The sequence below is a fragment of the Fodinicurvata sp. EGI_FJ10296 genome (assembly GCF_040712075.1).
In the GTDB taxonomy this organism is placed as follows: domain Bacteria; phylum Pseudomonadota; class Alphaproteobacteria; order DSM-16000; family Inquilinaceae; genus JBFCVL01.
Map to the genome: position 1 here is coordinate 1 of NZ_JBFCVL010000007.1, position 26,032 is coordinate 26,032.

Annotated in this window: 24 protein-coding genes and 2 pseudogenes; 14 read left to right on the forward strand and 12 right to left on the reverse strand. The window is 61.4% G+C overall.

From position 1 onward, the window contains the following. Nucleotides 1-719 precede the first annotated feature (719 nt). Complete coding sequence (locus tag ABZ728_RS15840) at nt 720-1,172, forward strand: hypothetical protein (protein ID WP_366657210.1); 453 nt, start codon at nt 720-722, stop codon at nt 1,170-1,172. A gap of 231 nt (nt 1,173-1,403) precedes the next feature. Further along, on the forward strand, nt 1,404-2,513 hold the full coding sequence (locus ABZ728_RS15845; protein WP_366657211.1) for a Fic family protein: 1,110 nt from the start codon (nt 1,404-1,406) through the stop codon (nt 2,511-2,513). Between the two features lie 22 nt (nt 2,514-2,535). Here ABZ728_RS15845 and ABZ728_RS15850 read toward each other — a convergent pair whose 3' ends face one another. Further along, nucleotides 2,536-3,198 (reverse strand): flavin reductase family protein, encoded by a 663-nt coding sequence (locus ABZ728_RS15850; RefSeq protein WP_366657212.1) that lies wholly within the window; start codon nt 3,196-3,198, stop codon nt 2,536-2,538. A 22-nt stretch (nt 3,199-3,220) separates the two neighbouring features. Then, on the reverse strand, nt 3,221-3,628 hold the full coding sequence (locus ABZ728_RS15855; RefSeq protein ID WP_366657213.1) for a DUF4864 domain-containing protein: 408 nt from the start codon (nt 3,626-3,628) through the stop codon (nt 3,221-3,223). Nucleotides 3,629-3,805: 177 nt separating this feature from the next. Between ABZ728_RS15855 and ABZ728_RS15860 the strand changes: the two genes are divergently transcribed. The 3 genes from ABZ728_RS15860 to ABZ728_RS15870 are packed head-to-tail and all read left to right on the forward strand — an operon-like array spanning nt 3,806 to nt 6,424. Continuing rightward, complete coding sequence (locus tag ABZ728_RS15860) at nt 3,806-4,057, forward strand: helix-turn-helix domain-containing protein (RefSeq protein ID WP_366657214.1); 252 nt, start codon at nt 3,806-3,808, stop codon at nt 4,055-4,057. Next, nucleotides 4,057-5,367, forward strand: a complete 1,311-nt coding sequence (locus ABZ728_RS15865) for a type II toxin-antitoxin system HipA family toxin (protein ID WP_366657215.1) — start codon at nt 4,057-4,059, stop codon at nt 5,365-5,367. Before ABZ728_RS15860 ends, ABZ728_RS15865 begins: the two co-directional genes overlap by 1 nt. A 46-nt stretch (nt 5,368-5,413) precedes the next feature. Further along, on the forward strand, nt 5,414-6,424 hold the full coding sequence (locus ABZ728_RS15870; RefSeq protein ID WP_366657216.1) for an alpha/beta hydrolase: 1,011 nt from the start codon (nt 5,414-5,416) through the stop codon (nt 6,422-6,424). Here the strand turns inward: ABZ728_RS15870 and ABZ728_RS15875 are convergent. The 3 genes from ABZ728_RS15875 to cobD are packed head-to-tail and all read right to left on the reverse strand — an operon-like array spanning nt 6,388 to nt 9,568. Then, entirely contained in the window at nt 6,388-7,491 is a 1,104-nt protein-coding gene (locus ABZ728_RS15875) for a serine hydrolase (protein WP_366657217.1), read from the reverse strand. The two genes, ABZ728_RS15870 and ABZ728_RS15875, sit on opposite strands and share 37 nt — an antisense overlap. A gap of 47 nt (nt 7,492-7,538) precedes the next feature. Next, nucleotides 7,539-8,528, reverse strand: coding sequence for an adenosylcobinamide-phosphate synthase CbiB (gene cbiB / locus ABZ728_RS15880; RefSeq protein ID WP_366657218.1), 990 nt, complete (start codon nt 8,526-8,528; stop codon nt 7,539-7,541). After that, on the reverse strand, nt 8,528-9,568 hold the full coding sequence (gene cobD / locus ABZ728_RS15885; protein WP_366657219.1) for a threonine-phosphate decarboxylase CobD: 1,041 nt from the start codon (nt 9,566-9,568) through the stop codon (nt 8,528-8,530). The genes cbiB and cobD overlap by 1 nt, the downstream gene beginning before the upstream one ends. 396 nt (nt 9,569-9,964) lie before the next feature. On the opposite strand from cobD, the pseudogene ABZ728_RS15890 reads away from it, so the two are divergent. Continuing rightward, nucleotides 9,965-10,441, forward strand: a pseudogene (locus tag ABZ728_RS15890) (helix-turn-helix domain-containing protein); the annotation flags it as partial. A 320-nt stretch (nt 10,442-10,761) separates the two neighbouring features. On the opposite strand, the gene ABZ728_RS15895 reads toward ABZ728_RS15890, so the two are convergent. The 4 genes from ABZ728_RS15895 to ABZ728_RS15910 all read right to left on the reverse strand — a co-directional run bounded on the left by ABZ728_RS15895 (nt 10,762) and on the right by ABZ728_RS15910 (nt 14,624). Continuing rightward, nucleotides 10,762-12,441, reverse strand: a complete 1,680-nt coding sequence (locus ABZ728_RS15895; protein ID WP_366657220.1) for a TIGR01244 family sulfur transferase — start codon at nt 12,439-12,441, stop codon at nt 10,762-10,764. A 97-nt stretch (nt 12,442-12,538) separates the two neighbouring features. Continuing rightward, nucleotides 12,539-13,423, reverse strand: coding sequence for an MBL fold metallo-hydrolase (locus tag ABZ728_RS15900; protein WP_366657221.1), 885 nt, complete (start codon nt 13,421-13,423; stop codon nt 12,539-12,541). Nucleotides 13,424-13,646: 223 nt separating this feature from the next. Continuing rightward, nucleotides 13,647-13,862 carry a DUF2892 domain-containing protein gene (locus ABZ728_RS15905; protein ID WP_366657222.1) on the reverse strand — a complete coding sequence of 72 codons (216 nt, stop codon included), beginning with the start codon at nt 13,860-13,862 and terminating at the stop codon, nt 13,647-13,649. Nucleotides 13,863-13,958: 96 nt separating this feature from the next. Then, the gene (locus ABZ728_RS15910; protein ID WP_366657223.1) at nt 13,959-14,624 is read right to left on the reverse strand and encodes a Crp/Fnr family transcriptional regulator; all 666 of its coding nucleotides are present in this window, start codon (nt 14,622-14,624) and stop codon (nt 13,959-13,961) included. Nucleotides 14,625-14,952: 328 nt separating this feature from the next. Between ABZ728_RS15910 and ABZ728_RS15915 the strand changes: the two genes are divergently transcribed. Both ABZ728_RS15915 and ABZ728_RS15920 read left to right on the forward strand, forming a co-directional pair. Beyond that, on the forward strand, nt 14,953-15,585 hold the full coding sequence (locus ABZ728_RS15915) for a peroxiredoxin (RefSeq protein WP_366657224.1): 633 nt from the start codon (nt 14,953-14,955) through the stop codon (nt 15,583-15,585). 291 nt (nt 15,586-15,876) lie between these two features. After that, nucleotides 15,877-16,044: pseudogene (locus ABZ728_RS15920) on the forward strand (transposase); the annotation flags it as partial. 43 nt (nt 16,045-16,087) lie between these two features. Here the strand turns inward: ABZ728_RS15920 and ABZ728_RS15925 are convergent. Then, nucleotides 16,088-16,855 (reverse strand): IclR family transcriptional regulator, encoded by a 768-nt coding sequence (locus ABZ728_RS15925; protein WP_366657225.1) that lies wholly within the window; start codon nt 16,853-16,855, stop codon nt 16,088-16,090. A 183-nt stretch (nt 16,856-17,038) separates the two neighbouring features. Between ABZ728_RS15925 and ABZ728_RS15930 the strand changes: the two genes are divergently transcribed. The 5 genes from ABZ728_RS15930 to ABZ728_RS15950 all read left to right on the forward strand — a co-directional run bounded on the left by ABZ728_RS15930 (nt 17,039) and on the right by ABZ728_RS15950 (nt 21,930). Then, nucleotides 17,039-17,737, forward strand: coding sequence for a cyclase family protein (locus ABZ728_RS15930; RefSeq protein WP_366657226.1), 699 nt, complete (start codon nt 17,039-17,041; stop codon nt 17,735-17,737). A gap of 102 nt (nt 17,738-17,839) precedes the next feature. Next, nucleotides 17,840-18,835 carry an ABC transporter substrate-binding protein gene (locus ABZ728_RS15935; RefSeq protein ID WP_366657227.1) on the forward strand — a complete coding sequence of 332 codons (996 nt, stop codon included), beginning with the start codon at nt 17,840-17,842 and terminating at the stop codon, nt 18,833-18,835. A gap of 7 nt (nt 18,836-18,842) precedes the next feature. Further along, nucleotides 18,843-19,604, forward strand: coding sequence for an ABC transporter ATP-binding protein (locus ABZ728_RS15940; RefSeq protein ID WP_366657228.1), 762 nt, complete (start codon nt 18,843-18,845; stop codon nt 19,602-19,604). Beyond that, the gene (locus ABZ728_RS15945; RefSeq protein ID WP_366657229.1) at nt 19,543-20,379 is read left to right on the forward strand and encodes an ABC transporter permease; all 837 of its coding nucleotides are present in this window, start codon (nt 19,543-19,545) and stop codon (nt 20,377-20,379) included. Before ABZ728_RS15940 ends, ABZ728_RS15945 begins: the two co-directional genes overlap by 62 nt. A 42-nt stretch (nt 20,380-20,421) precedes the next feature. After that, entirely contained in the window at nt 20,422-21,930 is a 1,509-nt protein-coding gene (locus ABZ728_RS15950) for an amidohydrolase (protein WP_366657230.1), read from the forward strand. Here the strand turns inward: ABZ728_RS15950 and ABZ728_RS15955 are convergent. Both ABZ728_RS15955 and ABZ728_RS15960 read right to left on the reverse strand, forming a co-directional pair. Then, the gene (locus tag ABZ728_RS15955) at nt 21,927-23,453 is read right to left on the reverse strand and encodes a Fic family protein (RefSeq protein WP_366657231.1); all 1,527 of its coding nucleotides are present in this window, start codon (nt 23,451-23,453) and stop codon (nt 21,927-21,929) included. The two genes, ABZ728_RS15950 and ABZ728_RS15955, sit on opposite strands and share 4 nt — an antisense overlap. Before the next feature lie 922 nt (nt 23,454-24,375). Further along, a complete protein-coding gene (locus tag ABZ728_RS15960; RefSeq protein WP_366657232.1) occupies nt 24,376-24,945 on the reverse strand; it encodes a hypothetical protein in 570 nt (189 codons plus the stop codon). A gap of 639 nt (nt 24,946-25,584) precedes the next feature. Between ABZ728_RS15960 and ABZ728_RS15965 the strand changes: the two genes are divergently transcribed. Next, complete coding sequence (locus tag ABZ728_RS15965) at nt 25,585-26,007, forward strand: hypothetical protein (protein WP_366657233.1); 423 nt, start codon at nt 25,585-25,587, stop codon at nt 26,005-26,007. The last annotated feature ends 25 nt before the right edge of the window (nt 26,008-26,032 follow it).

Below are 26,032 nucleotides of genomic sequence, written 5' to 3' on the forward strand. Positions count from 1 at the left end.
GTTCGCGGTGAAAATCAGGCTGGAAAATCAGGCGGCATAGGGCCAGAAAAGAGACCCGGGACTCTCCAAATTGCTGGAGGGAAGACGGGGCTCAGGTCAGTCCGCTTCGCGTCACTCCGGCGCAATTATTCTGCCCGGTGATGCTCCGGATAACACCGCCTAAAATATCTATGATTTGAGGCAACGTCAAGATTTGGAAATCGCAGATCGGAGAGGACCGAACAAACTAGGGTAATTTCGCGCCCGACTATACCGTATCAGCTATCTTTGGCGCACCCTCCAAGCATTTGTCTATGGTGACAATGTTACCTGCACACGCCCTCACGAATCCGCATTCTAGGCGGGCCCTACCCTCCTCCTAACACGCCTTTTAAAAGCATTTCTAAATCAAAAAACAACCTGTTGTACCGACAGAGTCCTTTCGATAGCATGCACGGTGGGGGTGGCAGCCGTCGCCCCTGGGAGGGTCGAAGCTCCCGGCTTAACGGATGGCATCGCCGTAACTTGATGCTGGAATCCTGACCGTCGGCGCGGGATCATGGTAATGATTTGCCGTGTTCGCGGTCGGGGAGCCGTTGGCGTATGTCCAAGTGGTTCGCCACCAAAGGCCAATGGGGCCGTTTAAGTCCGGCTTTTCGACCTCCCCGACTGTGACATCGGGCGGTCCGCACCCTCATTCACGAGCGGCGCGGGCCGCCCCTTATCTAGGCGGGTTTTCAATGCAGCGGGTTTATTCGGGCGTGGGCGCGCGCAAGACGCCGTCGGCTGTGCAGGACCACATGCGCCGGATCGCGGAGTCTTTGCGCGATCAGGGCTTTGTCTTGCGCTCCGGCGGCGCGGACGGGGCCGACCGGGCGTTCGAGTCCGGCGCCGGTGCGGCGAAAGAGATTTATCTGCCCTGGGCCGGGTTCAACGGCTGCATCGACGGCGCGGTGCCGCCGGACATGGGCCGCGCGATGGAGATTGCCGCCCGCCATCATCCGGGCTGGCGAAACTGCAACGCGGCGTCTCGCGCTATCCATGCCCGCAATGTCTGCATCGTTCTCGGCCCCGACCTCGAAACCCCGTCAGCATTCCTGATCTGCTGGACGGCCGATGGCCGGGCCTCAGGCGGCACGGGTCAGGCCGTGCGCGTGGCGCGCGCCTATGGCGTGCCGGTGATCTTTCTTTGATGCCGGGTCCTCGCTGCCCAATGAACCGGTCGCACACCTGAGACTCCGCACCCTGACAATTGGGAGTCAGCGTCCGGGAATCTGGGAGTGTCAGAACCTTTGTACACCGGACGGCAGATGGCCGGGCGCTTGATGCGGAGAATAGCGCCGCTAATCGCCGCACAATTTGCGGAGATTAATCTTGCCGCTTGCGGTGAATATCGGGCATAATCTCCGCAAGGAGTGCGGAGATTGCCAACCTATATACACGAACTCAGCGACTGGCCGGAATTCCGGTGGAACGAAGGGCGGATCACCCAGCGGCTCGCTGCCGTACGCCACCGCCAAGGCCGCCTGATCGGGCGGATGGAGGCTCTGGGGTTTCCGCTGCGGGCCGAGGCGGTGCTTTCCACGCTGACCGAAGACGTGCTCAAATCCAGCGAAATCGAGGGGGACATCCTCGACCGCGATCAGGTCCGGTCCTCGATCGCGCGGCGGCTCGGTCTCGACATCGGCCCGCTGACACCCGCCGACCGCGATGTCGAGGGTGTGGTCGAGATGATGCTCGACGCCACCCAGAAATTCGCCGACCCGCTGACGCGCGAGCGGCTGTTCGCGTGGCACGCCTCGCTCTTTCCCACCGGGCGAAGCGGCATGACCAAAATCGCTGTCGGCGCGTGGCGCACTGACGCCACCGGCCCGATGCAGGTGATTTCCGGGCCGATCGGCAGGGAACGCATCCATTTTCAGGCGCCCGCAGCCCCCCGCCTTGATGACGAGATGTCCGTTTTCCTGAAATGGTTCGACGCGAATGATCCGCTCGATCCGGTGCTCAAGGCGGGGCTGGCGCATCTCTGGTTCGTGACCATCCACCCTTTCGACGACGGCAATGGGCGGATCGCGCGCGCCATCGCCGATCTGGTGCTGGCCCGCGCCGAGCAAAGCCCGCAGCGATTCTACAGCATGTCGGCGCAAATCCGGGGGGAGCGCAAAGCCTATTACGACATCCTCGAAGCCACGCAGAAGGGCGGCCTCGACATTACCGCGTGGTTCGAGTGGTTTCTGGCATGCCTCGACCGCGCCATCGACGGTGCAGAGCACACGCTTTCCACCGTACTGCGCAAGGCGCGGGTCTGGGAGGCCATCAGGGACCACCCCCTCACCGACCGCCAGCGCGCCATGATCAACCGGTTGCTCGACGGCTTCGAGGGCAAGCTGACAACGTCGAAATGGGCGAAGCTCTCGAAATGTTCGCCCGACACGGCGCTGCGCGATATCACAGGCCTGATCGACCGCGGCATTCTCGTCCGCGATTCGGGCGGCGGCCGCAGCACGAGCTATTCACTGAAAGCTGCGGAGTAACCACGCATGGTCATTCCTGCAGTCAGCCCCCGCGCCGCCGCCCTTCCAGCCCGGCGGCTTCGGCCTCGGTGGACTCCGGGATGCGCATCTCGAATATGTTGTCGATGACCGTATAGTCGTAATAGCCCAGCCGGGCGATGGGGCGGATTTTCAGGACGTCGAGCTTGCCCTCGGGCGTCAGGGCGTCATCGTTCACATGAATGCGCACGACCTCGCCGACGATCAGGTCGGTGGTGCCGACATCGGTCTTGCCGGGAAGGCGCAGGGTGGTGACGTATTTGCATTCGAAATGACAAGGCGACTGCGCCACCCGCAGGCAAGGGGCATCAACCGATGGCAGGGTGTCGAGGCCGGCGCGCTCGAACTCATCCACGCCATGCGGCAGCGCCATGGCCGAGATGTTCACCGCCTCGCGCAGGTCCCAGGTGGCCATGTTCCAGACGAACCAGCCGGTCTCCTCGATGTTGCGCACGCTGTCCTTGCGCCCGCCCAGAACCGACTGGTTGGCCGCCAGCATCACCATCGGCGGATCGTATGTCAGGTTCTGCCATTGGCTATAGGGGGCAAGATTGTGCTGACCCGCCCCCGATACGGTGGAAAGCCAACCGATCGGACGCGGCACCGTGCACGCCTTGAACGGGTCGAATGGCAAGGGGCACGCTTCGGCACCCGGAGCGAAATGCATGGATGATGCCCCTTTTGTCGGATCACGCGCCGGATTCACGGCCCGGCAATGGATAGACAGCGTTGATCTGCCAGCCGGCATCGGTCTCGATCATCAGATAACCCAAGAAATGCAATTCCCCCTCGGCGTCGCGAACCATGACATGCTGCGCGATGCCATGCGGCGTCATGTGCTGGTCGAGCATCGTGACCTCTGCCGGACGATACACCATCGGATAGCCGCTTTGCACCATCCGGCCGAACCGTTGCGGGGTGCCGAATTGGCGTTTGATCATCGGGCTGGCGAATTCGAAGGCGGCGTCGAAATCGTCGGCCTGAAACGCGGCGATCTGACCCGTGATCACCGAGGCTATGGCAACCTCATCGGCGTGTGCATAAGCAGGCAGCGAGAGCCCGCAAACCAGAACCAGGGCAGCGAAATGTTTGCGCATGGCATGCTCCAATGATCGAGTGCACCCAAACGCTATACGCAACCTGCCCCGGAATGGATGTGCCGAATGGCTGAATACATGAGGCCGTCGCATTTCTCATCGGCAACAGCGCATATTTGAATTTTATGGGCTAATCACGATATTGACTATTTATCGGGTTCAGCCCATAGTTTGATCATGACGGAATTGGGCCGCACACCAAAGCAGATCGGCAACGTGATCCGCCGCGCCCGCAAGCGGCGGGGGTGGAGCCAGACGCAGCTCGGCGACAAGGCCGGCCTGCGCCAGGAAACGATTTCGCTCATGGAAACCGGCAATCCGGCCGCACGCATCGACACCATCCTTACCGTGCTGGCGGCACTCGACCTGGAATTCCGGATCGCGCCCCGCACCCGGGGCGAGTCCGCCGACATCGAGGCGCTGTTCTGATGGCCCGTCGGCGCCGATACGCCCCGCTGAGCGTGCATCTGAACAACCGGCTCGTCGGCCACCTGAACAAGGAACCCAGCGGCGCGATCCATTTTCGCTATGACGAAAGCTGGCTCGCGTGGGAGCAAGCCTTTCCCGTCTCACTCTCACTGCCGCTCCGCGAGGACGCTTACCGCGGTGAACCGGTCGCAGCCGTGTTCGAAAACCTGCTGCCGGACTCCGAACCGTTGCGCCGCCGCGTATCCGAACGGGTCGGCGCCGACGGCACGGACGCCTATAGCCTGCTGGCCGCGATCGGCCGCGACTGTGTCGGGGCGCTGCAATTCATCGCGGACGGAATCGAGACAGCCGACAGCACCGCAATCGAAGGAGAGCCGGTCGACGACGCGGCGCTCGACCGGCTTCTGCGGAACCTTGCTCAGACCCCGCTTGGCTTGAATCGCGACGACTCGTTCCGCATTTCGGTTGCCGGCGCGCAGGAGAAAACCGCCCTCCTCCGCCACGGGAACCAATGGCTCAAGCCGCACGGAACAACGCCCACGACGCATCTCTTCAAGCCGCAGATCGGCCAGTTGCCAAACGGGATCGACCTCTCCAACAGCGTCGAGAACGAATACTACTGCCTCAGAATACTCGCCGCCTTCGGCATGCCGGTCAACAATGCCGAGATCCGCACATTCGGGGAGACGACGGCATTGGTCGTCGAGCGGTTTGACCGGCGCTGGACCCGGGATGGCCGACTTCTCCGCCTGCCGCAGGAAGATTGCTGCCAGGCGTTGTCAGTCCCGCCGTCCCGCAAATATCAAAGTGATCGCGGACCGGGATTGGTCGATATCCTGCAATTGCTCAAGGGCAGCGACACGCCGGCGGAAGACCAGAAGCTTGTGCTGAAAGCACAGATCCTTTTCTGGCTGATCGGCGCGACAGACGGCCATGCCAAGAACTTCAGCATCTTTCTACGCCCCGGCGGAAGCTTCTCGCTCACACCCTTCTATGATGTCCTCAGCGCGCAGCCGAGCCTTCACGCACGCCAGATCGAACCAAAGCAGATGAAGCTGGCAATGTCCGTCGGGGACAACAACCACTATCGCATCGACCAGATCCACGCCCGGCACTTCCTCCAGTCAGGTGACCGCGCGGGCTTGCCGAGAGCGCTGGTGCGTGAGGCGATCGAAGACGTTCGGGCGCAGACTGATGGTGCAATAGCGCATATGGAACGCAGCCTTCCTGCTGACTTCCCGGCATTCATCCACGATGCGGTCACCACCGGTCTGCGCGCGCGGCTTTCTGCCCTGCAAAGCAAGGTGTAAAGTTTCAACGAGGTTTCGCGATGTGGCTCAGCCGGGGATGGATTCGATGCGCTTTCGCCTGATCGCCGCTGTTGCCGCCACGGTCGTCGCCCTGGGCGCGGCGGGCGCTTATGCGATGTTCCTGAAGGATATGCAGGACATTCGCGCGCGTATGGCGGCCGAGGCTGAGGGCGCCGAAACCCGCCACGGTCCGGTTCGTTTTGTGCGCGGCGGCGCCGGGCCGGGAACGGGGACAGGAACGCCGGTCCTGTCGATCCACGGTGCCGGTGGCGGCTACGATCAGGGCCGGCTTCTGGCCGAGGCGTTTCTGCCCGACGGCGTCGCCTGGATCGCCCCGTCGCGCTTCGGCTATCCGGGGTCGCCCCTGCCGGAAAATCCCTCCACGGCTGCTCAGGCCGACGCTTTTGCCGATCTTCTGGATGTGCTCGGCGTCGAGCGGGTGGCGATTCTCGCCATGTCCGGCGGCGTCCCTCCGGCTCTACAATTCGCCACCCGCCACCCGGAGCGGACAGCGGCGCTGATCCTGCTTTCGCTTGCGCCCTATGCCCCGTTGACCGCCGAAGAACAGGACCTGCCCGTGCCGCTCTGGCTCTATAACGCCTTGTTCGGCTCCGACTTTCCCTATTGGGCGATGCTGCGGGTGGCGCCGGGCAGCCTGTCGCCGCTGTTCGATGCAAGGCCGGAATTGCGCGCCGACATGACGGCGATGGAGCAGGATTTCCTCGACGCGATGATCCGCCTGTTTCTGCCGGTGACAAAGCGGTTCGACGGGCTGCGCAACGAGGGCGCGGCAATCGATCCGGCTGCGACCGATCCACGGGCGGGCATCACGGCGCCAACGCTGATCGTCCACGCCCGTGACGACCGCATCACGCCGTTCTCGACCGCCCGGTTCACCGCCGACGGCGTCGATGGCGCCGAATTGACCGCGTTCGACACCGGCGGTCATCTGCTGCTGGGCCATCATGCCGAGGTCCGCGACCGCATTGCCGGCTTCCTGAGCCGCCACGGGATAGGGCTTCAGGCTTCGATCAACCCGGATTCCACCAGCCGGTGAAGGGCGCGGACATACTGACCGCCCGCCGACGGCGGGGTCGGGTCGGAGGTGATGACGACGGTCAGGTCCAGGTCGGGCACGACGTGAAGAAGCTGCCCGCCATAACCGCGGCCATAATAGACGATATGGCCGCCCAGTTCGGTCATGAACCAGCCAAAACCATAGGCATGGTTGGAGAACGGCGATACCGCGCGCGGGCGCCAGGATGTTTCGATCCAGTCGCGGCTGACCACCTGCCGGCCATCCACGACGCCGCCGTTTCTATACATCTCGCCAAAGCGCAGCAGCCCGCGCGGTGAAATTAGCATGTCGTTGCCGCCGAAATAGATCCCGCGTGGGTCGCGCGGCCAGGGCGGTATGGTGACGCCCAGCGGTTCGCCCAGCCAGTCGCGCGCCAGTTCATGCGTGGTGCGACCCGACTGCCGGGTCAGAATTTCCGACAGGATATGCCAGGTCCCGGTGGAATATTGCAGCGCCGTCCCCGGCTCGGCCACGAACGGCCGCGACAGCGCAAAGCGCACCCAGTCGCTGCTGGTCACCCAGCGGCCATAATTCGAGCCGGATGTCCGCTCCAGCCCCGCGCGCATCGACAGCAGATGATCGACGGTCACCCGCCGGATGGCCGGATCGGCGTCCGACGGCACGCGGTCGCCCAGCAGGTCGACGATCGGCTGGTCGGGTCCGGCGATGACGCCGCGATCGATGGCGATGCCGACCAGCGCCGAAAGCAACGTCTTTGACAGCGATTTGATATTGGCCGGCGCGTCCGGACTCGGCCCGGCATAATGCCGTTCGGCGACAATGGTGCCGTTGTGGGCGGCGATGATGGTGTGGACCGGCCCCAGATCGGGGGCGCGTGACAGCATGGCGTCGATACGTTCGCGGCTCGGACGGGCGGCATCGGTGCCGGGGCTGTCGGTGCCCCCGTCCTGCCCCCACGCGTCCTGCCCCCACGCGTCCTGCCCCCACGCGTCCTGCCCCCACGCGTCCTGCCCCCACACAGATGGAGTGCAGGCCGTGATCGCCAGTCCCGCCATCCCCGTCAGAACCAGCCGTCGCTTGACCATCGTCACATCCTCACCCCTGTCTGCCAGACAGCAATTGGACCGGGTGCTCAGAACATCAAGACGCCGGCGACGATCAGAAGGGTCCAGACGAGAAGGCTGGCGACCACCGTCAGCCGTAGCGAACGCGCAATATCGCGCGCGCCGGCATCGCGTCGGCCATCCGCGTTCATCCACGCCCCGGCGACCGCTTCGGTGCCATAGGTTCGCGGTCCGGCGAGCGCCAGATCGAGAGCGCCCGCCATGGCGGCTTCCGGCCAGCCGGCATTGACCGAGGTGTGGCGGCCAGCGTCGCGCAGGCAGGCCCGGATCGCCTGGACCGGCGAGGTCCGGGGCACGATCGCCGCCGCTGCCACGAACAGCAGCGCCGTCAGCCGCGCGGGCGGCCAGTTCGCGACGTCGTCCAGCCGCGCCGCCGCCCAGCCGAAGTCGCGATAGCGGGGCGAGCGATGGCCGATCATGCTGTCCAGCGTGTTGACGGTCTTGTACCCGACAATGCCCGGCAGCCCCAGCACCAGGAACCAGAACAGCGGTGCAATGACGCCGTCTGCATAGTTTTCGGCATTGGATTCGATGGCCGCCCGGCCGACGCCGGCCTCGTCCAGCGTGTCCGGCGACCGGCCGACGATCAGTGCTACTGCCGCCCGCCCGGCGGCCAGCCCTCCCCCATCCAGCGCGCGCCGCACCGCCGCCACATGTTCGTGCAGACTGCGCCCGGCCAGCAGAATGGCCACGACAACGATCTCGCCCACGATGCCGAGGCCAAAGGGGATCAACGCCAGCAGCCGGTGCAGACCGGCCGCCAGCAGCCCGCCGCCGAGAACGATCAGCGCGACGGTCAGGACGCCCATCATCCGGCGGCGCGAGGGCGAGTCCCCGGCCCTGTTCCACTGCTCCTCCAGCCAGCCGACGGCCTGGCCGATGACGACGACCGGATGCCGGACCCGCGACCACAGCCAATCCGGCTCGCCCAGCCAGGCGTCGAGCGCCAGCGCCGCAATGGAGACGAGCAGGATCGACAGCGGATCGGCGATCAGCATCACATCGCCCCATCGCCGAGCGCCCGGCGCAGCCGCTCCTCGGCCTCGCCGTCCGGACACAGCCCAAAGCGCAGCCAGTTCGGCTGATCGTCGAACCGCCGCGTCCACAAGCCGTGACGGGCCAGACGGATATGCAAATCCGCCGCCGACGGCACGTCGACAAGCCGATAGAGATCGGTACCGCCAACCACGGCGATACCGGCGCCCTCTAAGATCCGGTCGAGGCGCCGACGTGCCCCGGCCACCGTCTCGCGCGCCGCCACCGCCCATTGACGGTCGTCAAGCGCGGTTTCGCCGACGGCCAGCGCCGGGCCGGAAACCGCCCACGGCCCCATGCGCCGAGCGACCGCTGCCGCCAGAGCCGCGTTCCCCAGCAGGAACCCGAGCCGGACCCCGGCCAAACCATAGAATTTGCCGAACGAGCGCAGGATCGCAACGCCCGGCGTGTCGGCCAGCGCCGCCGCTGACCGGTCTGGCGTCAGATCCATGAACGCCTCGTCGATGACCAGCAGACCGCCCCGCTGGCGCATCGCCTCGGTGGCGGAGACGAGATCGGGACCCGCCCAGGTTCGGCCATCGGGGTTGTTGGGGTTGACCACGACCAGCACATCCGCCTCCGACGCGTCTGCGTCGGCCGGGTCGGCGACCGGCACAACCTCGTGCCCCCAATCGGTCCAAGCTGCCGCATGCTCGGCATAGGTCGGAATCACAATGGCGACGCGCCGACCGGGCTCGACAATGGACGGGAGGATCTGGATCAGCGCCTGGGTCCCCGGTGCGGCCACAACGCCGGCGGCGGGCGCAACGCCATAGGCCGCGCGCGCCGCAGCCAGCAACCGGCCCAACGCATCGCCCTGCGGCAACGCGGTCCAGGAACGCTCCGAAATCTCCGGCACCGGATAGGCGAAGGGATTGATGCCGGTCGACAGATCGACCCACGGCGCCGACGGATCGGCCACCAGCGCCGCCGCCTCGGCCAGGTTCCCGCCATGGGCGGGCGCGCCGCCGCCATCCGCAAAGTTGTGTGTGTTCCGCGCCAAAAGCGGCCATCCCCGATCAATATATCCGCCCAAGGCTTACGCCACCATCCACTGCCCTGCCAAGGGTGCTTGGCCGAATTCACGCGAGCGGCGCGGAAAGCGCCCGATATACGAACCTTGATTGCCGATCGACGATATTGTTATTCCTTTCTGCCGCATCAACCATTCATAGCCCATTGAACAGCCGAACAAAAACAAGCACTTCGTACGCCAATCTCCAATACCAACTCGCGTTGAATGAAGCTCACTATGCGGATTCCCATAGCGGTCAGTTTGTGATTCATCGTGACAAACAGCAGGAGGTTTGTCATGGCGGCACCTGTTCCGCTGCGTGGGGACTATGATGGGCCAGAACTTCGTAGTCTCACGCGGACGTCGAGTGATACGAACCAGACGCGGCGTCTGTTGGCGCTGGCTTTGATTTACGATGGTGGCAAACGGCGGGCGGCGGCAACGGCCGGCGGTGTCACACTTCAAGTGGTTCGTGACCGGGTTCTGCGTTTCAATGCCGAGGGTCCTGCCGGTCTCATCGATCGCAAGGCGCCGGGCAAGGTCCCGAAACTTCAGCGCCAGGCGCTGGCTGCCCGTTTGGAAGAAGGTCCGATTCCGGCGGTACACGGGGTGGTGCGCTGGCGGTTGCGGGATCTCGCGCATTGGCTCTTTGAGGAATTCGAAATCGTCGTAACCGAAACGACGGTAAGCGCGACGCGGACCCCCTTCTGTCATTACCGGGCTGATCCTGCCAAGGCCGCGGCATGCGGCAAATCCGATCTTGAAGTTGTCGTGCGCGACGTCGTGATCCGTGTTGGCGCCGGCGTGGATGAAAGACAACTGACACGGGCCATCCGCGCTGCCCGGGCATCAGTGTCGTGATGTTCGGCCAGAGTGGGCCGGTGAAGGTTTTCGTGGCGACACGACCTATGCCATCACTCTGGTAACGAACATATTATGATATTAGATGTATTGATTCAGAACTTCTTTTAAAGGCCAACTCGAAAGGAGTTGAGCGGTTTCAGTAGCCTGTGATTCCCTCCGGTTGCCAGCCTGGACGGAACCTACGATCTCATGGACTTAAACCGCTCGCCGGGAGTATCGGCAGGATGCTCTACGGCGATCGCGGCCGCAATCGAGGGCGGAACAAATTCTGGCAGCTATAGGCGGCGCGGGCTGCCTCCGGTGACGGCAGCAAGCTCTCACTTTGCCGTGGCCTTTACCTGTTCGGGCTTTGCCAGCCATTCCTTGCCCTTCAACATGGCCCGCCAATAGATTGGCGGAAGCATCTTTTCCTTCAGGAACCACGCTGCGCGGGTTGGTTTTGTTCCGTCCAGAATCCAGGCTGGGAACGAGGGCTTCAGCGCACCGCCATAGCCGAATTCGGCCAGGACCACCTTGCCACGCTCGACTGTCAACGGACAGGACCCGTACCCGTCATATTGAGCCACGGCCGATCGACCGGCAATGTCGGCCGCGATGTTTTCGGCCACAGTGGGCGCCTGCTTCCGCGCCGCAGCGGCTGTCTTGGCATTGGGGGCGTTCATTACGTCGCCCAGTGACCAGATGTTTTCGAAACGCTTGTGGCGCAAGGTAGCCTGATCGACATCGACCCATCCCGCCGCATCGGCGAGCGGCGAGACCCGAATGAAGTCGGGCGCTACCTGCGGCGGGCAGACATGCATCATGTCAAAATCGACTGTGACTTCTGCCGGATCGGTGTCGGGATTGGCAACCTTGAAGGTCGCCTTTTTGGCCGGGCCATCGACCGCAACGAGATTGTGGAAGAAGTTCAAAGTTGCATCGTATTTCTCGACGTATTTCATCAGCGCAGGGACGTAGTCCTTGACACCGAACAAGACACCGCCGGCGCTCATGAACTGTATGTCGATGTTGTTGAGCACGCCTTTGCGGCCCCAGGCGTCACCAGACAAGTACATCGCCTTTTGCGGTGCGCCGGCGCATTTTATAGGCATGGAGGGCTGGGTGAAGACTGCCCGGCCTTTGTTCATCTCCTGCACCAGTTGCCAGGTGTAGGGCGCAAGATCGTAGCGGTAGTTCGATGTTACACCGTTGCGGCCAAGGGTCTCCTCGAGACCTTGGACCTTCTTCCAATCAAGCTTCAGTCCGGGGCAAACGACGAGACGGTCGTATTTCACCACGCGACATCCATCGAGAATTACGGCATCGTTTTCGGGCTCGAATGCCGCGACGGCGGATTTGATCCATTTCACGCCTTTGGGGATAAGCGATCCCATCGTCTTGGCGGTCTGCTGCGCCTCGAAGATCCCGCTACCGACCATTGTCCAGCCGGGCTGATAGTAGTGGATGTCCGCCGGATCAATCACCGCGATCGACAGATCCGGCTTGCGGGATTGCAGGCTGGCCGCAACCGAGATACCCCCGGCACCGGCGCCGACAATCACGACATCGAACTTGGCGTCGCCCGTATCAGCGGGTGTTTTTCCTCCGTTCGCGATCCGTCGGGCAACACCGTTTATGTCGAAACCTGCCGCCTTGGTCGCGGCGAGAATTTCCGAAATCGGCCGTTTTTTGGCCTCATGGAACGACCAAAGCGTGACGGACCGTGTGCCCGTGCGGCAATAGGCCAAGAGCGGGCGTGGCAGGCTCCTAAGCTCCTCACCGAAGGCGCTCACGTCGTCGTCCGTGACCACGCCACTTTGCACCGGGACATAGCGGGCCTCTATGCCATGGGCCTTCGCCGCCGCTTCGATGTCCGCGAAGCTTGGCTGGTCCGCCACTTCACCATCCGGGCGATTGCAAATGATCGCGCGGAAACCTTCGGCCTCGAGCAATGGCATGTCGTCGGCCGAGATTTGCGGGCTGACGGACACCTTGGGCGATATCCTTTTCAGATTCATCTATCTCCTCCCAGACAATCAGAGGCCGTTTACTGGCAATTTGAGCATTTGTATCGCCGCAGCGCGACTCAGACGAATTGGAATGTGAATATGCGGGCTAGAGGCGGTTGACCGGTACTTTCAGCATCGGGATGCCGTCCCTGTCGGTCGGCACCTCACCCGCCCGCATGTTGATTTGGAGCGATGGGATGATGAGTTTGGGCATGGCGAGTTGCGCATCGCGTTCGGTGCGGAACTTGATGAACTCCTCCTTGGACCTTCCGCCGCCGACATGGATATTGTTGGCCTTTTCTTCGCCTACCGTGCTCTCCCAGGCGATGTCGCGGCCGTTGGGGGCGTAATCGTGGCACATGAAGAGCCGCATTGCGGCGGGCAGCGCCATCACCTTCTGGATCGAATCGTAGAGCGCACCTGCATCGCCGCCTGGGAAGTCCGCGCGCGCGGAACCGCCATCCGGCATGAAGAGCGTGTCGCCGACGAAGGCCGCATTGCCCATGACGTGCACCATGCATGCTGGGGTGTGGCCGGGCGTGTGCATGGCGAACGCTTGCATGTTGCCCACCGTATAGGTGTCACCGTCCTCGAAAAGACGGTCGAACTGTGATCCATCCCGCTGGAACTCGGTTCCCTCGTTGAAGATCTTGCCGAAGGTGTTCTGCACCACCAATATTTTTGATCCGATGCCGATCTTTCCTCCGAGCTTCTGCTGGAGGTAGGGCGCGGCCGATAGATGGTCGGCGTGGACATGGGTCTCGATGATCCACTCCAGGTTCAGGCCCTGCGTCTCGATCTGACGTATCAACTCGTTGGCGTGATCGTAAGTAATCCGGCCGGCGGCGTAGTCGATGTCCATGACGCTATCGACAATGGCGCAGGCGTCAGAGCTTGGGTCCTTTACGATATAGCTTATGGTGTTTGTCGCCGTATCGAAAAAGGCCTGAACGTCCGGCTGAACGTCCATATTCACGAGGTGTTGTGTCATATCCGTTCCTTCAGTTTCGGGACGATTGGCCAATTTGGTGCCCACGCACCCGTCCATCATCATTCATCATTTTGAATAAGCCGCCGGCGAGCTGACGGACAGCCGCGAATGTTCGCATGCGCCGGAGCCGGATGCATTACACAGGCGATGGCCGATGCAGCGACCGACAATCGATAGCAAAGCGGCGCTAAAAAAGGCGAAAGAGGCGAAAATCATCTCCATCTCAGCACGTACGGCAGGTCTTGATGCCGAGGATCGAATAAAGGGGACACATCTTCAGGGCCGATGTCGCCAGCAGCACGATGCCAATCAACGCTGCGCCGTACGTGGCGAACGGCGTTTCGACCAGCGGCAGGCTGCTGAGAAAGGCAATATACAGCAATCCTGCGCCAAAAACTGCGCGCAGAATCCGATCGATGATTCCAACGTTGGTTGTCATGGCGTCCTCCAGATTCAGAAGCTAACCATGACGTACAGGTTTGAAGGTGCGGCTTCAGTGATATTGTCACCCAGCGGAGATAGTTCCGGAAAACGTTCAGTCGCTATTAGCCAGCGCTCGAAGGGCCGGCTTGTCGATCAGCGTGATCCGTTTACGGGATTGTGAGATCATCCCGCGCTTCTGGAAGTCGTGTAGAACACGCGAGATCACTTCACGCGCAGTTCCGAGTTCGCTGGCAATGTTCTGGTGTGTCGCCAGAATCTCCTTGTCGCCGCCGGCCAGCGCCAGCAGACGATCGGCAAGACGCACGTCGATGCGCCCGAATGCAACATCGTCCACCACACGAAGAAGATCGATCAAACGGCGGGAATAGGCTGCAAAGACGAAGGACCTAAATGCAGGCTCTTCGCCTACGATTCTGTCAAAGGCCGTTCGCGGCAGCGCCACGACCGTAATAGGGGTCTCGGCGATACCCTCTGCGTTATAAGCCTCCTCGGCCAGCATGCACGCCGTGGTCAGAACGCAACTTTCGCCGGCGTCGACCCGGTAGAGGACGATATCCCGCCCGTTATCGGATGTCTGGGATACACGAATCGTGCCTTCAAAAAGGAATAGCAAGCTATCGGGCACGTTCTCCGGTCCGAAGACTTCGTGGCCTTCACCGTAGCGCCTTACCTGTGCGACTTGAAGCAGCCGGTCCCGAACCGCACGCGGCAATGCTTTTGTTCCCTCAAACCGTTCGGTCCAGTCTCCAATGTTCATTGGGCCCTGCGCATCGGTGCAACGATGCCCTCTTCGATTGGGGTTATAGGCGCCACACGCTCGCCGTGGTTGCCGCGATGTCGGCAAGAGTCCGGCCCTCCACGCACGCGAACCACGTCATCCACATTGATCCGATCCGGGGCCTTGAAAGTAGGTCGTTGAAGCGACCGCAACACGTTTTGGGAATACGCCATCAACTTCATATTTTCCGACGCGGAAGAAATATCTATTCGAAAGATCGATTATTTGCAAGTTCGGTGACCTTGTCACTGATGCGGCAAAGCCGCCCCGGCTATGATTTCGTCAGACGCATGGAAAGGATATACTCATGACACTGCTTCTGGGGGACATCGTTCCCGATTTCAGCGCCGACACCACAACCGGCCCGATTTCGTTCCACGACTGGATCGGAGATGACTGGGCTTTCTTCTTCAGTCACCCGGCGGACTTCACACCCGTCTGCACCACCGAGATGGGTCGAACCGCGCAGCTTGCCGACGAATTCGCCAAGCGCGGCGTCAAACCGATTGGCTTGAGCACCGACACGGTCGGTGAACATCTCAAATGGATCGAAGACGTTAACGATACCCAGAATACGACGCTGCGCTTCCCCATCGTCGCCGACCCCGATCTCGAAATCTCAAAGCTCTACGAAATGATCCACCCGGCGGAATCGCAAACAGCAGCGGTGCGGTCCGTGTTCATTATCGACAGCGACAAGAAGCTGCGCCTGACGATGACATACCCGATGAGTGTCGGCCGGAACTTTGACGAGATTCTGCGCGTTATCGACGCGCTGCAGGCCGGAGACAGGCACGGCATCGCCACACCCGCCGACTGGCGCCCGGGCAGCGAGGTCATCATCCCGCCCTCCATCCCCGATGACGAGGCAAGGACCCTCTTCCCCCAGGGCTGGACTACGCACCGTCCCTACCTGCGCACGACCCGCGTGGGCGGTTGATCCCCGGCGCCTCACTTTCGCAGGCGTCTGAACCGTCCCGGAATTGCCGGAGGCTCCAACTCATGATTAGGGTGGAGCATTATGAGCAAATCAGCGAAGACATATTCGCCGGAATTCCGGGAGCGGGCTGTTCGCATGGTCCTTGATAATCACGAGCAGCACGAGAGCCGTTGGGCGGCAATTCGGTCGGTTTCCTCAAAGATCGGTTGTTCGACGAACGCGCTGCACATGTGGATCAGCAAATCCGAGGCGGATAGCGGCGGACAATCCGGCGTAACGACGAAGATGGGCGAGGTGCTGCCCCGCCGATGGGTCGTCGAGCGCAACTTCGCCTGGCACGGCCGGTGCCGCAGATTGACAAAGGACTGGGAGAAATCAGTCGCCTCGGCGGAGGCGTGGATCGACATCTCCCACATCCGCCTCACCACCCGCCGCCTCGCAAGTTATTGTTACACCTGACCGAGTTTCGAGTCGGGCACTTAGCACCAGAAGAACACGTTGGTCAACACGCGCCGTACGGATAGGCCTTCGCGCCCATCGAGAACGACAGCCGCGTGGCGCGGTCACGCAGGATGGTGATGCATTTGCGCAATTCGTCGTCCGGCAGAAGATCCGCGGGGGCAACGATGCCCAGCGCCGCGAGCACCGCCTGCCTGTCGCCATAAACCGGCACCGCGCAGGCCGCGAGTCCGACCACGGTTTCACCAAGGGCGCTCGACCATCCGCGCGCACGAATAGCGTCCAGTTCGATTTGCAACGCTCCCGTATCGGTGATGGTGTCCGGCGTGAACCGTTCGAGGTCGGCACCGTCGAGCAGCGCCGCGCGTTCGTCGTCCGGCGCGATGGCGAGAAGCAACTTGCCCGACGCGGTCGCATGCAGGGCCAACGGAATACCGACACGCCACTGCGTGTCCTGGAAATGCGGCCCCTCGAACGCCAGAATGTGGCGGCATCGGCCCCCGTGACGAACGCTCAGATACACTGAATGGCCGGTCTCGGTCGAACAGGTCCGCATCACCGGCAGCGCCTGACGCGTCATCGGGTTGTCCGCGATATACCGCTCGCCGACCGCAAAGGCTTCCAGATCCACACGATATTTCCGGCTGACCGGGTCCTGGCGCAGATAGCCGGCCGATCTCAGCGCCGCGAGTATCCGTGAGGCATGACCTTTGCCTAAACCCATGCGTGCGGAGACATCCATGACGCCAAGCGGACCATCAGCATCCTTGAACAAGGACAAGACACCCAGTGCAGTCTCGACTGATTTCATATGACCTAAACAACCCGCTGATGAAACATTAGGCAGCCTCTGCGCAATCTTTGCGCGATTCCGTTATACTTTGCTTTTCACTGGGCGAGAACCGATACCCCCTTGACAGAGTACGGATGCATGCCCGACAATTTGAAAACTAAGTTGTCCATGCGGAAACCACAAGAGGGATCTGGTGCGCCCATGCCGCAATTGATCGACCTTTCCCGTGAAATTCACCACCGGATGCCGACCTTTCCGACCCACTCGCCGGTCGCGATCGCACCGTGGGGCACTCATTCGGAAATCAAGCAGGCCGAGGATGTGACGTTCACGTCTGCGTCCATGATGCTGACCATGGGCGATCACGCCGGGACCCATGTCGACGCGCCGGCGCATTTCGATGCCGATCCCGATGCCATGACCGTGGAAAAGATGCCGCTGGAGTTGTTCTATGCCTCCGCCATCTGCCTGGACTTCTCGCATCTGCCGCTGAAGAGCGACATCACCGTGGCGGAACTGGAAAAGGCCGAACGGGCCAGCGGCGAGAAAATCGGCGCCGGCGACATCGTTCTTCTGAGCACCGTCTTCAATGCCCAGGTCACGCCCGGATCGCCGGCCTTCTACGCCGATTTCTGCGGCCTGACCGAAGAAAGCGCCACCTGGCTGGGCGAAAAGAAGATCACGGCGTTCGGCGTGGAAGCGATCAGCCCCGGACGGCCCGGGCGCAACAACTATCGCGTTCATCAGGTTTGCCGCGATCTCGGGTTCACTCATATCGAGGGGCTGGTCAATCTGGACCGGCTGGTCGGCAAAGGCCGCTTCCGGTTCATCGGCTTTCCATTGAAAATCCGTGGCGGCACGGGCAGCCCGATACGGGCCGTCGCTGTCCTCGAAGAATGACTGCCGCCACGGCTTTCCGGGGCGTTTTCCGGAAAGCCAATGGCAGCAGCATCAATGAAAAACAATAACAGTTTCAACAACTACTGACAGATGGAGGCTACCATGAGACTCAAGACATCCGCTTTCGCCTTGCTGGCGGCCGCCCTTGCACCGATCGGCGCCGCCCATGCCGACGACATGGACGAGGTCACGTTCCAGACCGACTGGATCGCATCGGGCGAGCACGCCGCCTATTACGGCGCCTGGGAAAAAGGCATCTTCGCCGATCACGGCATCGACGTCACCGTCATCCGCGGTTACGGTTCGGGCGATACCGTGACCAAGGTCGCTTCGGGCAGCGCCGATTTCGGAATTGCCGATGTCGGTGCGGTTCTGACCGGACGCGCGCGCCAGGACGTCCCGGCGACGGTCATCTCGACCCTCTACACCCACTCGCCTCATTCGCTGTTCGTTCTGGAAAGCTCGGGCATTACCGACTTTTCCGATCTGGAAGGGCGCCGGATCGGCATCACCCCGGGCAACAGTCACCGGGTCTATTTCCCGCACATCGCTGAAATGTCCGGCACCGACCCCGACACCATCCGCTGGGTGAACATGGACGGCGGCGCCATGGCGACGCAACTTATCGCCGGCAACATCGATGCCGCTCCCTTCTATTCCATGCACCACTATTATCAGAACAAGGCCGCCGAGGGCGAAGGTGAGACCATCAACGTTCTGCCCTTCGTGGAGACCGGTTTTGCGATCTATGCCGCCGGCCTGATCACGTCGGACTCGATGATCGAGGAAAACCCGGATCTGGTCGAGCGGATGACCGCCGCCGTGCACGACGCCTGGAACTGGGCCCACGAGAACCCGGAAGAGGCGTGCGAACTGCACATCGAACGGATTCCCGAAGTGGCGATGGACGATTGCATGGGCTCGCTGACGGCGACGCTGGACTTCGTCTTCAACGACCACACGGACGAAGTCGGCGTCGGCACCCTCGACGAGGAACGGCTGATGTCGACATGGGAAGCCGTCGCCGAAGCCGAGGAACTGGACATGGATTGGGATCCGCGCCAGGCCTTCGACATGTCCTTCCTGCCCGAAGAGTGAGCCGTTGATGATCACCATCGAGCAAGTCTCGAAGACATTTTCCTCGCGCGACGGCACGGCCGTCGTCGCGTTGGAAGACATCTCGCTGGAGATCGGCCGCGATCGGTTCGTCTGCCTGGTCGGTGCCTCCGGATGCGGAAAGTCCACCCTGCTCCGGCTCGTGGCCGGGCTGACCATGCCGACCAGCGGCCAGATCCGGATCGACGAGACGCCGGTGGTGGAGCCGCGATCGGATACCGGGATCGTGTTCCAGTCGCCCACGCTTTTGCCGTGGGCGACGATCCTGGACAATGTGCTGTTTCCGTCGCGGATGATGAATGTCTGCACGCCCGAGGCGGTTGACCGGGCGCACCGGCTGATCGACATGGTCGGGCTGACGGACTTCAAGGGCAAGCATCCGCGCGAGCTGTCCGGCGGCATGCAGCAACGCGCCGGCATCTGCCGGGCGCTCGTCCACAACCCCGACATCCTGCTGATGGACGAGCCGTTCGGCGCCCTCGATGCCCTGACGCGCGAGGAACTGACGCTGGAACTTCTGCGCATCTGGAACGACCAGCCGAAGACGATCCTGTTCGTTACCCATTCCATCTCCGAAGCCGTCTTTCTGGCCGATCAGGTGCTTGTGATGTCGCCGCGCCCCGGCCGGGTGGCGGATGTAATCGATGTCGATCTGCCACGCCCGCGCACGTTTGATATGGAGTCGCATGATGAGTTCCAACGATCGACCCGACGAATCCGCAATCTCATCTTCGGCGATCGCGATCGTTAAACCAAAGGGCATGCCGCCCTGGATGATCGACATCGGCATGCCTTTGCTGGCGATGATCATATTGCTCATCATCTGGGAGGCGGCGGTTCACGGTTTCGACATACCAGGCTATATCCTGCCGCCTCCCAGCGCCATCGGTGCCGAAATGGTCGACTCCTACGGGGTCATATTCGGACATACGATCGCCACCTCGCGGACGATCCTGTTCGGATTTATCGCATCGATCATTGTCAGCCTGCCGCTGGCGGTGGCGATCACGTCTTCGCCGATCATGGCCAACACGATCTATCCGTTCCTGGTTCTGACCCAGTCGATCCCCAAGGTCGCGCTGGCGCCGATCCTGGTCGTGATCATGGGCGCCAACGAAATGCCGCGTGTCGTCATCACCTTCCTCGTGGCGTTCTTCCCGCTCGTCCTGTCGGTCGCAGCCGGTCTGCAATCGGTACCGGCGGAACTGATCGAACTGGGCCGCGCCTGCCGGGCGAGCCGGTGGAAGGAACTGATGCGCATCCGGCTGCCCTATGCCGTGCCGTTCATCTTCTCCGGCCTGAAAGCGGCAATCACGCTGTCGGTCGTCGGCGCCGTCGTTGCGGAATTCGTCAATGCCGATCGCGGTCTGGGCTATCTGATCGTCACCTCGACCGCGTTCTTCGAGGTCCCGCTGGCCTGGGCGGCGCTGATCGTCCTGTCGGTGCTGGGCATCGTCCTGTTCCAGGCCGTCGCCCTGATCGAGCGGATCGCCTTCCCCTGGGCCGCATCGGCCGAAGCCCAATAGATCCGACTGTCGCCCCGTCTGTTGCTTATTCTGGAGGAAACCATGACCCAATCCAAAAAGATCATTCGGGGCGGCCGGCTGCTGGACACCCACCGCCATAGCGCCGAGTTCGCCGATATCCTGATCGTCGATGACACGATCGCGGAAATCGGCCCGGCCGGCATGGCCGCTCCGGACGATGCCGAAGTGGTCGACGCCGACCGTCGGCTCATGCATCCGGGGCTGATCAACGCGCATACCCACGGACATGGCGTGCTGGCCAAGGGGTTGGGCGATCTCTGGACGCTGGAACTGCTGCTGAACGCCGGCCCCTGGGCCAGCGGCGGCCGGTTGCTGGAGGACAAATACCTGTCCACCTATCTCGGCGCGATCGAGATGCTGATGAAGGGCTGCACGGCCTGCTATGACCTGACGGCGGAGTTTCCGCTGCCGACGGTCGAGGGGCTGGACGCCTGCGCCTCGGCCTATCAGGACGCGGGCATGCGCGCGGTCGTGGCGCCGATGGTGGCGGAGTATTCCTTTTACCAGGCCATTCCCGGCCTGATCGAGGCGACACCCAAAGAGTTGCGCGGCTATTGCGACCGCTTCAATCTCGGCCCGACCGAGGCCTGTCTGGCGGTGATGCGCGAGTCGGTGAAGAACTGGCGCTTCGACCGCGACTGGGTCCGGCCCGCCATCGCCCCGACCATTCCGCATCACTGCTCGGAACAGTTCCTGCGCGACTGCGGGGCGCTGGCGCGTGAATTCGGGCTGGGCCTGCACAGCCATGTGCAGGAATCGAAGGTTCAGGTGATCGCCGGACACCGGCTCTACGGCAAGACCCAGACCGCCTATCTCGACGAACTGGGCCTGCTCGGACCGGATTTCACCGTCGCGCACGGCGTCTGGCTCGACGACGACGACATGAAACGCCTGGGCGATCACGGCGCGTCGGTCGCCCATAACCCGGCCAGCAACATGCGCCTGGGCAGTGGATTAGCCGATTGCCGCTCGATGCTGAATCACGGCGTCAATCTGGGCATCGGCACCGACGGGGCGAACTGCTCGGACAACCTGAACATGCACGAGGCGACGCATCTGGCCTCGCTCGTCTCGAAAAGCCGCAGCCCCGATACGCAGGACTGGCTGACGACGGACGAGGTCTTCGACGCCGCCACCATCGGCAGCGCCCGCACCATGGGCATGCAGGACATCATCGGCCGGATCGCCAAGGGCTATAAGGCCGATATCGTGTTCCTGGACCTCGACCACCCCAACTGGATGCCGCTGAACGACGCGACGAACCAGCTTGTCCATACCGAGGACGGCACCGCCGTGCACTCGGTCATGGTCGGCGGTAAAATGCGGGTCGAGAACTACAAGCCGGTCGGCCTCGACCTGCGCAAACTGGGCGAGAAAGTCGAAGCCGCCCGCGCCCGCCTGCAGGACACGACCAAGGACGCCAAGGCCGTCAGCGAAAAACTGGCTCATGTGGTCAACGAATTCTGCCCCGGCCTCGCCCACAAGCCCTACCACATCCACAGATACGGCGGTTGCGATCATTCCAGTTAGGACCGGGTGCTGGCGCCCTTCAGCGGCTTGTCCTCAAAGCCCTCGAAGGCTTCTCGGACGACCTCTTGAAGTCGGGCCACCTCGTCATCCTCAAGCGTCTTGAAGACGCCTTCGCGGCGGCGCTTTGACAGCGTACCGCCATTCTGGCGGATGAACATGATGAGGTCTTCGGCCAGCCGATCCGGCATTTCGACGGTATCCATGAGCCGCCTCATCGCCTCGTCATGGCGGCGAAGATAGTCGATTTCACGCGGGAGGTCGTGGTCGACGGTATGGGCGACACAGCCACAAAGAAACTCGGTCGCCGCCGAAAAGTCGACATAGCGGTAGAAGTCGGCGGTGTCGTTGAGCACTTCGACATTGCGGTCAGGCGTCGGGCGCCATTGGATGAACGGCATGAGCGGCCCCGTGTCCGCCCGCAGTGTCTCGCGATAGTCGTCGATCCGGTCGAGCATGACGGACGAGACGGGAAACACCATACCCGGCGGCGAAAACTTCCGCTCCGAAAGCACGTGATGGATCAGGAGGCGGTGAAGACGGCCGTTCCCGTCCTGAAGCGGGTGAATGTAGACGAAGCCAAAGGCCGTCACCGCCGCCTGAAGGACGGGATCAAGGCTCGCCCCTCCCATTCGGTTATTCGCGGCGATGAGGCCATCAAGCAGCGAACAGAGATCGTCCGGTCGCGCACCAATGAATTCGGGCAGCGGGTCGCCGAAGCGATCGCGCTCGCCCAGATACACACCATCCGGCCGGATACCAACCTGAACGAAGCGGCTGTCCTCGATCAGAATGCGATGGAGACGGGTGATTTCGTCCACCGAAAGCGAATGGCTCCCGGCCTGAAGAATGGCCCGGCCCCACCGCTCGATGCGGTTGCGTGGCGGCCGCTCCCCTTCGATCTCGAAGCTGGCGCGACTGTCGGCAAGCAGCATGAAGCTGGCGGCGCGCGAAACCAGATGACCGCCGGTCCGCCCGATCGTGTCTCGGGCCTTGTCCGCGAGCTTCCGCTCAACAAACGCGTTCAGGGTTTCGGTCCGGCGGATGACCGGACAGAAGGCCGGCGTTCCCAGCAGATTGTTGCGAACCCGATGCCGCCGCGAAAGCTCCCCCTCCGCTGTAAAGTATGACTCGGGATCAAGCAGATCGATGGCGGAAGCGGTCGGCGCATCAGGCAGGTTCAACCGACGGTCCAGCAGCCATTCGTAAAGGAACCAGATACAGCGCGATGACGCGCCCGTCGGCGCTGCGCGGACCATCTCCTCGACGACCGTCGGCGAGACCGCCTCAAACGCCCGCTTGAGGACGAGAAGGTCGAGCCCCTCATGACGAAGGGCGAAGACCAGATGATCGGCGAAATCGGTGCCGGGCCAATAGCGCTTGTCGAAGACCCGCCAACCGCCCTCTTCCCGTTGACTGCCCCGAATGTGCTTCTCGGAAACACAACTCGGCCGCCGCACAGGTGCGGCAAGCGACAGCCCGTGCACCAGCGCCGCCCAACCCGCAACACGCGCACCTGGCGGCATCGACGCGTCCTGAAAGCCTTGGTCGTTTGACAGATTAAGCTGCATGTCGAAATTCAATCACCAGTGTCGAAAATCGGCCCATTCGTGGCCAACCTGTCGAAAACTACTGTACCGGGATGCACGGTCGAATCCGAATAGATCTCGTCGAAGATCAGCCGAAATTCGACGCCGGTGTTGAAAATCGATAAACCATATCGCGGCCGCCGGACAGATCGAATTTTTTAACATACTGATGCTTGCCATCGGGCAATATGACGGTCAACGCCTGGACAAGACTCAATCAGCGAGCGGCCGTCAAATATAATCGCGTCTAAACAGTGAAAACTGAATTTTTTGCATAAGGACCGATTTTTATAATATTGAATTAGTTATAAAACTATTCATTAAAAAAGAGCTTCTAATGATTTACCAATATTGACTATTACATCGTATATGTTCTATTTGTTATATCGATATGCTAATCAACGTCTGGAGATTTTTATGAGCTTTCCAACCATGAGAGATGAACATGATTGGTCTTCCTATATATTAATACTTAATAGCGCAGGAACTTTATCAATATTTAACATAATGTCGCATAATAGTCCTGATTTCGAAATATTTTTATCATACAATTTATCGCTTATTTATTTTCTATTAGGCATGATGACAATAATTACTATCTTCGTAGTGGAACTCGGCATCAAAAATCATTTGGAAAATTACAAATACGGATTTTTAAGTAAACTAATTAATAATAACCGGCATAAAGATACAATTATTTCATGGGGGAAAAATTTTAAAATTATAATCAGATCGTCTTGTCTTTTACTTTTTGCACTAGGTTCTATTCAAGCCTATGGAACGCTAGTATTTTCTCATGAGTGTATCTACGAAGATACGCTACCTTCGTTTTTGGATAATTTTCTTTTTAATCTTCCGGTTAAGGATTTATCCCAAGCACAAAATTCGTGGTGTTAGATGCTAACAGTGCAATGAGATCATCGGAATAGTAAAAACTTTCTCCCCCTCGCGACTCAGGGTCGAAATCCCAGACCAAATCCGTAAGGCGACCCCGATGGCGGGCGAGCATCTTTCCATTCTTGCGCACCTCTTTGCGAATGCGCTTCGCCGCTTCGGCGATTTGCCGTTGCGGAGGCGATGACACATCGCCCTTATAACCTGAATACCGGTCAGCTAACGCCTTTGCGGCGAGAATACGACGATCCAGCCCGTCGATGACACCCGGAATGGCGTCATGGGTGAGGTAGACCAACACGTCCCTATCGTTGGCCTGCCCCGCTGTTTCCAGCATCTCGCGAATCGACATGATCGCCAGCTTCAGCCGATGATCGACGCTGATAACCTGTTTGCGATACTGATCCAACGCGGCTTCGAAATTCTGCGCAGACTGCCGATATCGACCGAGAATCGCGACTGCGTCGTCGGTGGATGGCACTACCGCCAAGGGGCGTGTAGCCTCCTCCTTTATCGCCGTCGGCACAAAGCCCATCGGATTGACCTTCCTGATGCCCATTCAAATGACGACAAATCACCCTCGCTCCCCAAATATATATCTCATCAACGGAATACTTTCATCCCTGTTGCCTGGCCGATATTGCCCGGCCCACGCCTGAGCGGCGGCAGGAGCAGATCGCTGCTCAGGCCGATGCCGACCTGCAAAAATTGCAGGACCCAATGCTGGCCGACCTGAACGACGAATGAGGCAGGGGTGACCTCCGCAATGCACAGCTTCTCGGGCTTAGTCTGAGTCTGACTACGTGTTCCACAATTTATTGGCGAATAATACCCCGGCTTGGTAGCATTTTTGGCGGAACCGCAGCATGCGGTTCCGGGGTTTGAAAGCCCCTACTCCATAGGTTGGCGCCGCCTGTCTGGCGCCCTGAACCCTGGCCGTGGAACGGTTGACAGGCAATGGGGATCGTGTACCCACACTGATCTTGCTTGTGCTTTGTCATGTCTCCGGTCGGGGGGCCGTCTGCGTATGTCCAGGCGCCCCGGTAACGGGCGCTAAAGGCAGGCGGAGCCGCCTTGGAGTCGGCCTTTCAACCCCCCGACCATTATTGCTGCCTGCCGTCCCCTCGCCCCATGGCGTCGGAACGGCGGGCAGTCATCGAGAACGGGGGCACGAATGCCAGCACCACACCTGACGACGACACCGGCCGATTTCCTTCTTGCGCCCGAGAGCCCATGGCGCGGCACGCCGGTCGAACGCGAAATCCGCCGCGCCGTCGCCTATAACATGATCCGCTGTCGCCAGAAGCGTGGCTGGTCGATGCGCAAGATCTCCATCTGGCTGAATTCAACGCCGGAGCGCGTCGCCGCCCTCGAACTGGGGCACGAGACCGCGTCCGCCGCCGAATTGTTCTGTCTGGCCGGATTGTTCGATGTGACGCTGGAACGCATGGTCATGCCGACCGCCAGCCCGCCAGCCCCATCGGCCGAATTTCTCGCCGCCCCCAACCCGGTCCCCGACCCGGAGCATGAGGAACTGATCTTCGACGACCCCACCCTGCCCGATCTTCGGCAGCTTCTCGAAAGCAGGGGGCGATAGCCAAAGCGGGCGTCGTTCAATTCCG

Excerpts from the sequence above, each read along its gene's own strand:
- ABZ728_RS15915 (WP_366657224.1), top strand. The coding sequence starts at position 14,953 with ATGACACTGCTTCTGGGGGACATCGTTCCCGATTTCAGCGCCGACACC.
- ABZ728_RS15860 (WP_366657214.1), top strand. The coding sequence starts at position 3,806 with ATGACGGAATTGGGCCGCACACCAAAGCAGATCGGCAACGTGATCCGC.
- ABZ728_RS15955 (WP_366657231.1), bottom strand. The coding sequence starts at position 23,453 with ATGCCGCCAGGTGCGCGTGTTGCGGGTTGGGCGGCGCTGGTGCACGGG.
- ABZ728_RS15900 (WP_366657221.1), bottom strand. The coding sequence starts at position 13,423 with ATGACACAACACCTCGTGAATATGGACGTTCAGCCGGACGTTCAGGCC.
- ABZ728_RS15905 (WP_366657222.1), bottom strand. The coding sequence starts at position 13,862 with ATGACAACCAACGTTGGAATCATCGATCGGATTCTGCGCGCAGTTTTT.
- ABZ728_RS15910 (WP_366657223.1), bottom strand. The coding sequence starts at position 14,624 with ATGAACATTGGAGACTGGACCGAACGGTTTGAGGGAACAAAAGCATTG.
- ABZ728_RS15965 (WP_366657233.1), top strand. The coding sequence starts at position 25,585 with ATGCCAGCACCACACCTGACGACGACACCGGCCGATTTCCTTCTTGCG.
- ABZ728_RS15870 (WP_366657216.1), top strand. The coding sequence starts at position 5,414 with ATGCGCTTTCGCCTGATCGCCGCTGTTGCCGCCACGGTCGTCGCCCTG.
- ABZ728_RS15855 (WP_366657213.1), bottom strand. The coding sequence starts at position 3,628 with ATGCGCAAACATTTCGCTGCCCTGGTTCTGGTTTGCGGGCTCTCGCTG.
- ABZ728_RS15930 (WP_366657226.1), top strand. The coding sequence starts at position 17,039 with ATGCCGCAATTGATCGACCTTTCCCGTGAAATTCACCACCGGATGCCG.
- ABZ728_RS15895 (WP_366657220.1), bottom strand. The coding sequence starts at position 12,441 with ATGAATCTGAAAAGGATATCGCCCAAGGTGTCCGTCAGCCCGCAAATC.
- ABZ728_RS15950 (WP_366657230.1), top strand. The coding sequence starts at position 20,422 with ATGACCCAATCCAAAAAGATCATTCGGGGCGGCCGGCTGCTGGACACC.
- ABZ728_RS15960 (WP_366657232.1), bottom strand. The coding sequence starts at position 24,945 with ATGGGCTTTGTGCCGACGGCGATAAAGGAGGAGGCTACACGCCCCTTG.
- ABZ728_RS15850 (WP_366657212.1), bottom strand. The coding sequence starts at position 3,198 with ATGCATTTCGCTCCGGGTGCCGAAGCGTGCCCCTTGCCATTCGACCCG.
- ABZ728_RS15840 (WP_366657210.1), top strand. The coding sequence starts at position 720 with ATGCAGCGGGTTTATTCGGGCGTGGGCGCGCGCAAGACGCCGTCGGCT.
- cbiB (WP_366657218.1), bottom strand. The coding sequence starts at position 8,528 with ATGCTGATCGCCGATCCGCTGTCGATCCTGCTCGTCTCCATTGCGGCG.
- ABZ728_RS15945 (WP_366657229.1), top strand. The coding sequence starts at position 19,543 with ATGAGTTCCAACGATCGACCCGACGAATCCGCAATCTCATCTTCGGCG.
- ABZ728_RS15865 (WP_366657215.1), top strand. The coding sequence starts at position 4,057 with ATGGCCCGTCGGCGCCGATACGCCCCGCTGAGCGTGCATCTGAACAAC.
- ABZ728_RS15925 (WP_366657225.1), bottom strand. The coding sequence starts at position 16,855 with ATGAAATCAGTCGAGACTGCACTGGGTGTCTTGTCCTTGTTCAAGGAT.
- ABZ728_RS15940 (WP_366657228.1), top strand. The coding sequence starts at position 18,843 with ATGATCACCATCGAGCAAGTCTCGAAGACATTTTCCTCGCGCGACGGC.
- ABZ728_RS15875 (WP_366657217.1), bottom strand. The coding sequence starts at position 7,491 with ATGGTCAAGCGACGGCTGGTTCTGACGGGGATGGCGGGACTGGCGATC.
- ABZ728_RS15935 (WP_366657227.1), top strand. The coding sequence starts at position 17,840 with ATGAGACTCAAGACATCCGCTTTCGCCTTGCTGGCGGCCGCCCTTGCA.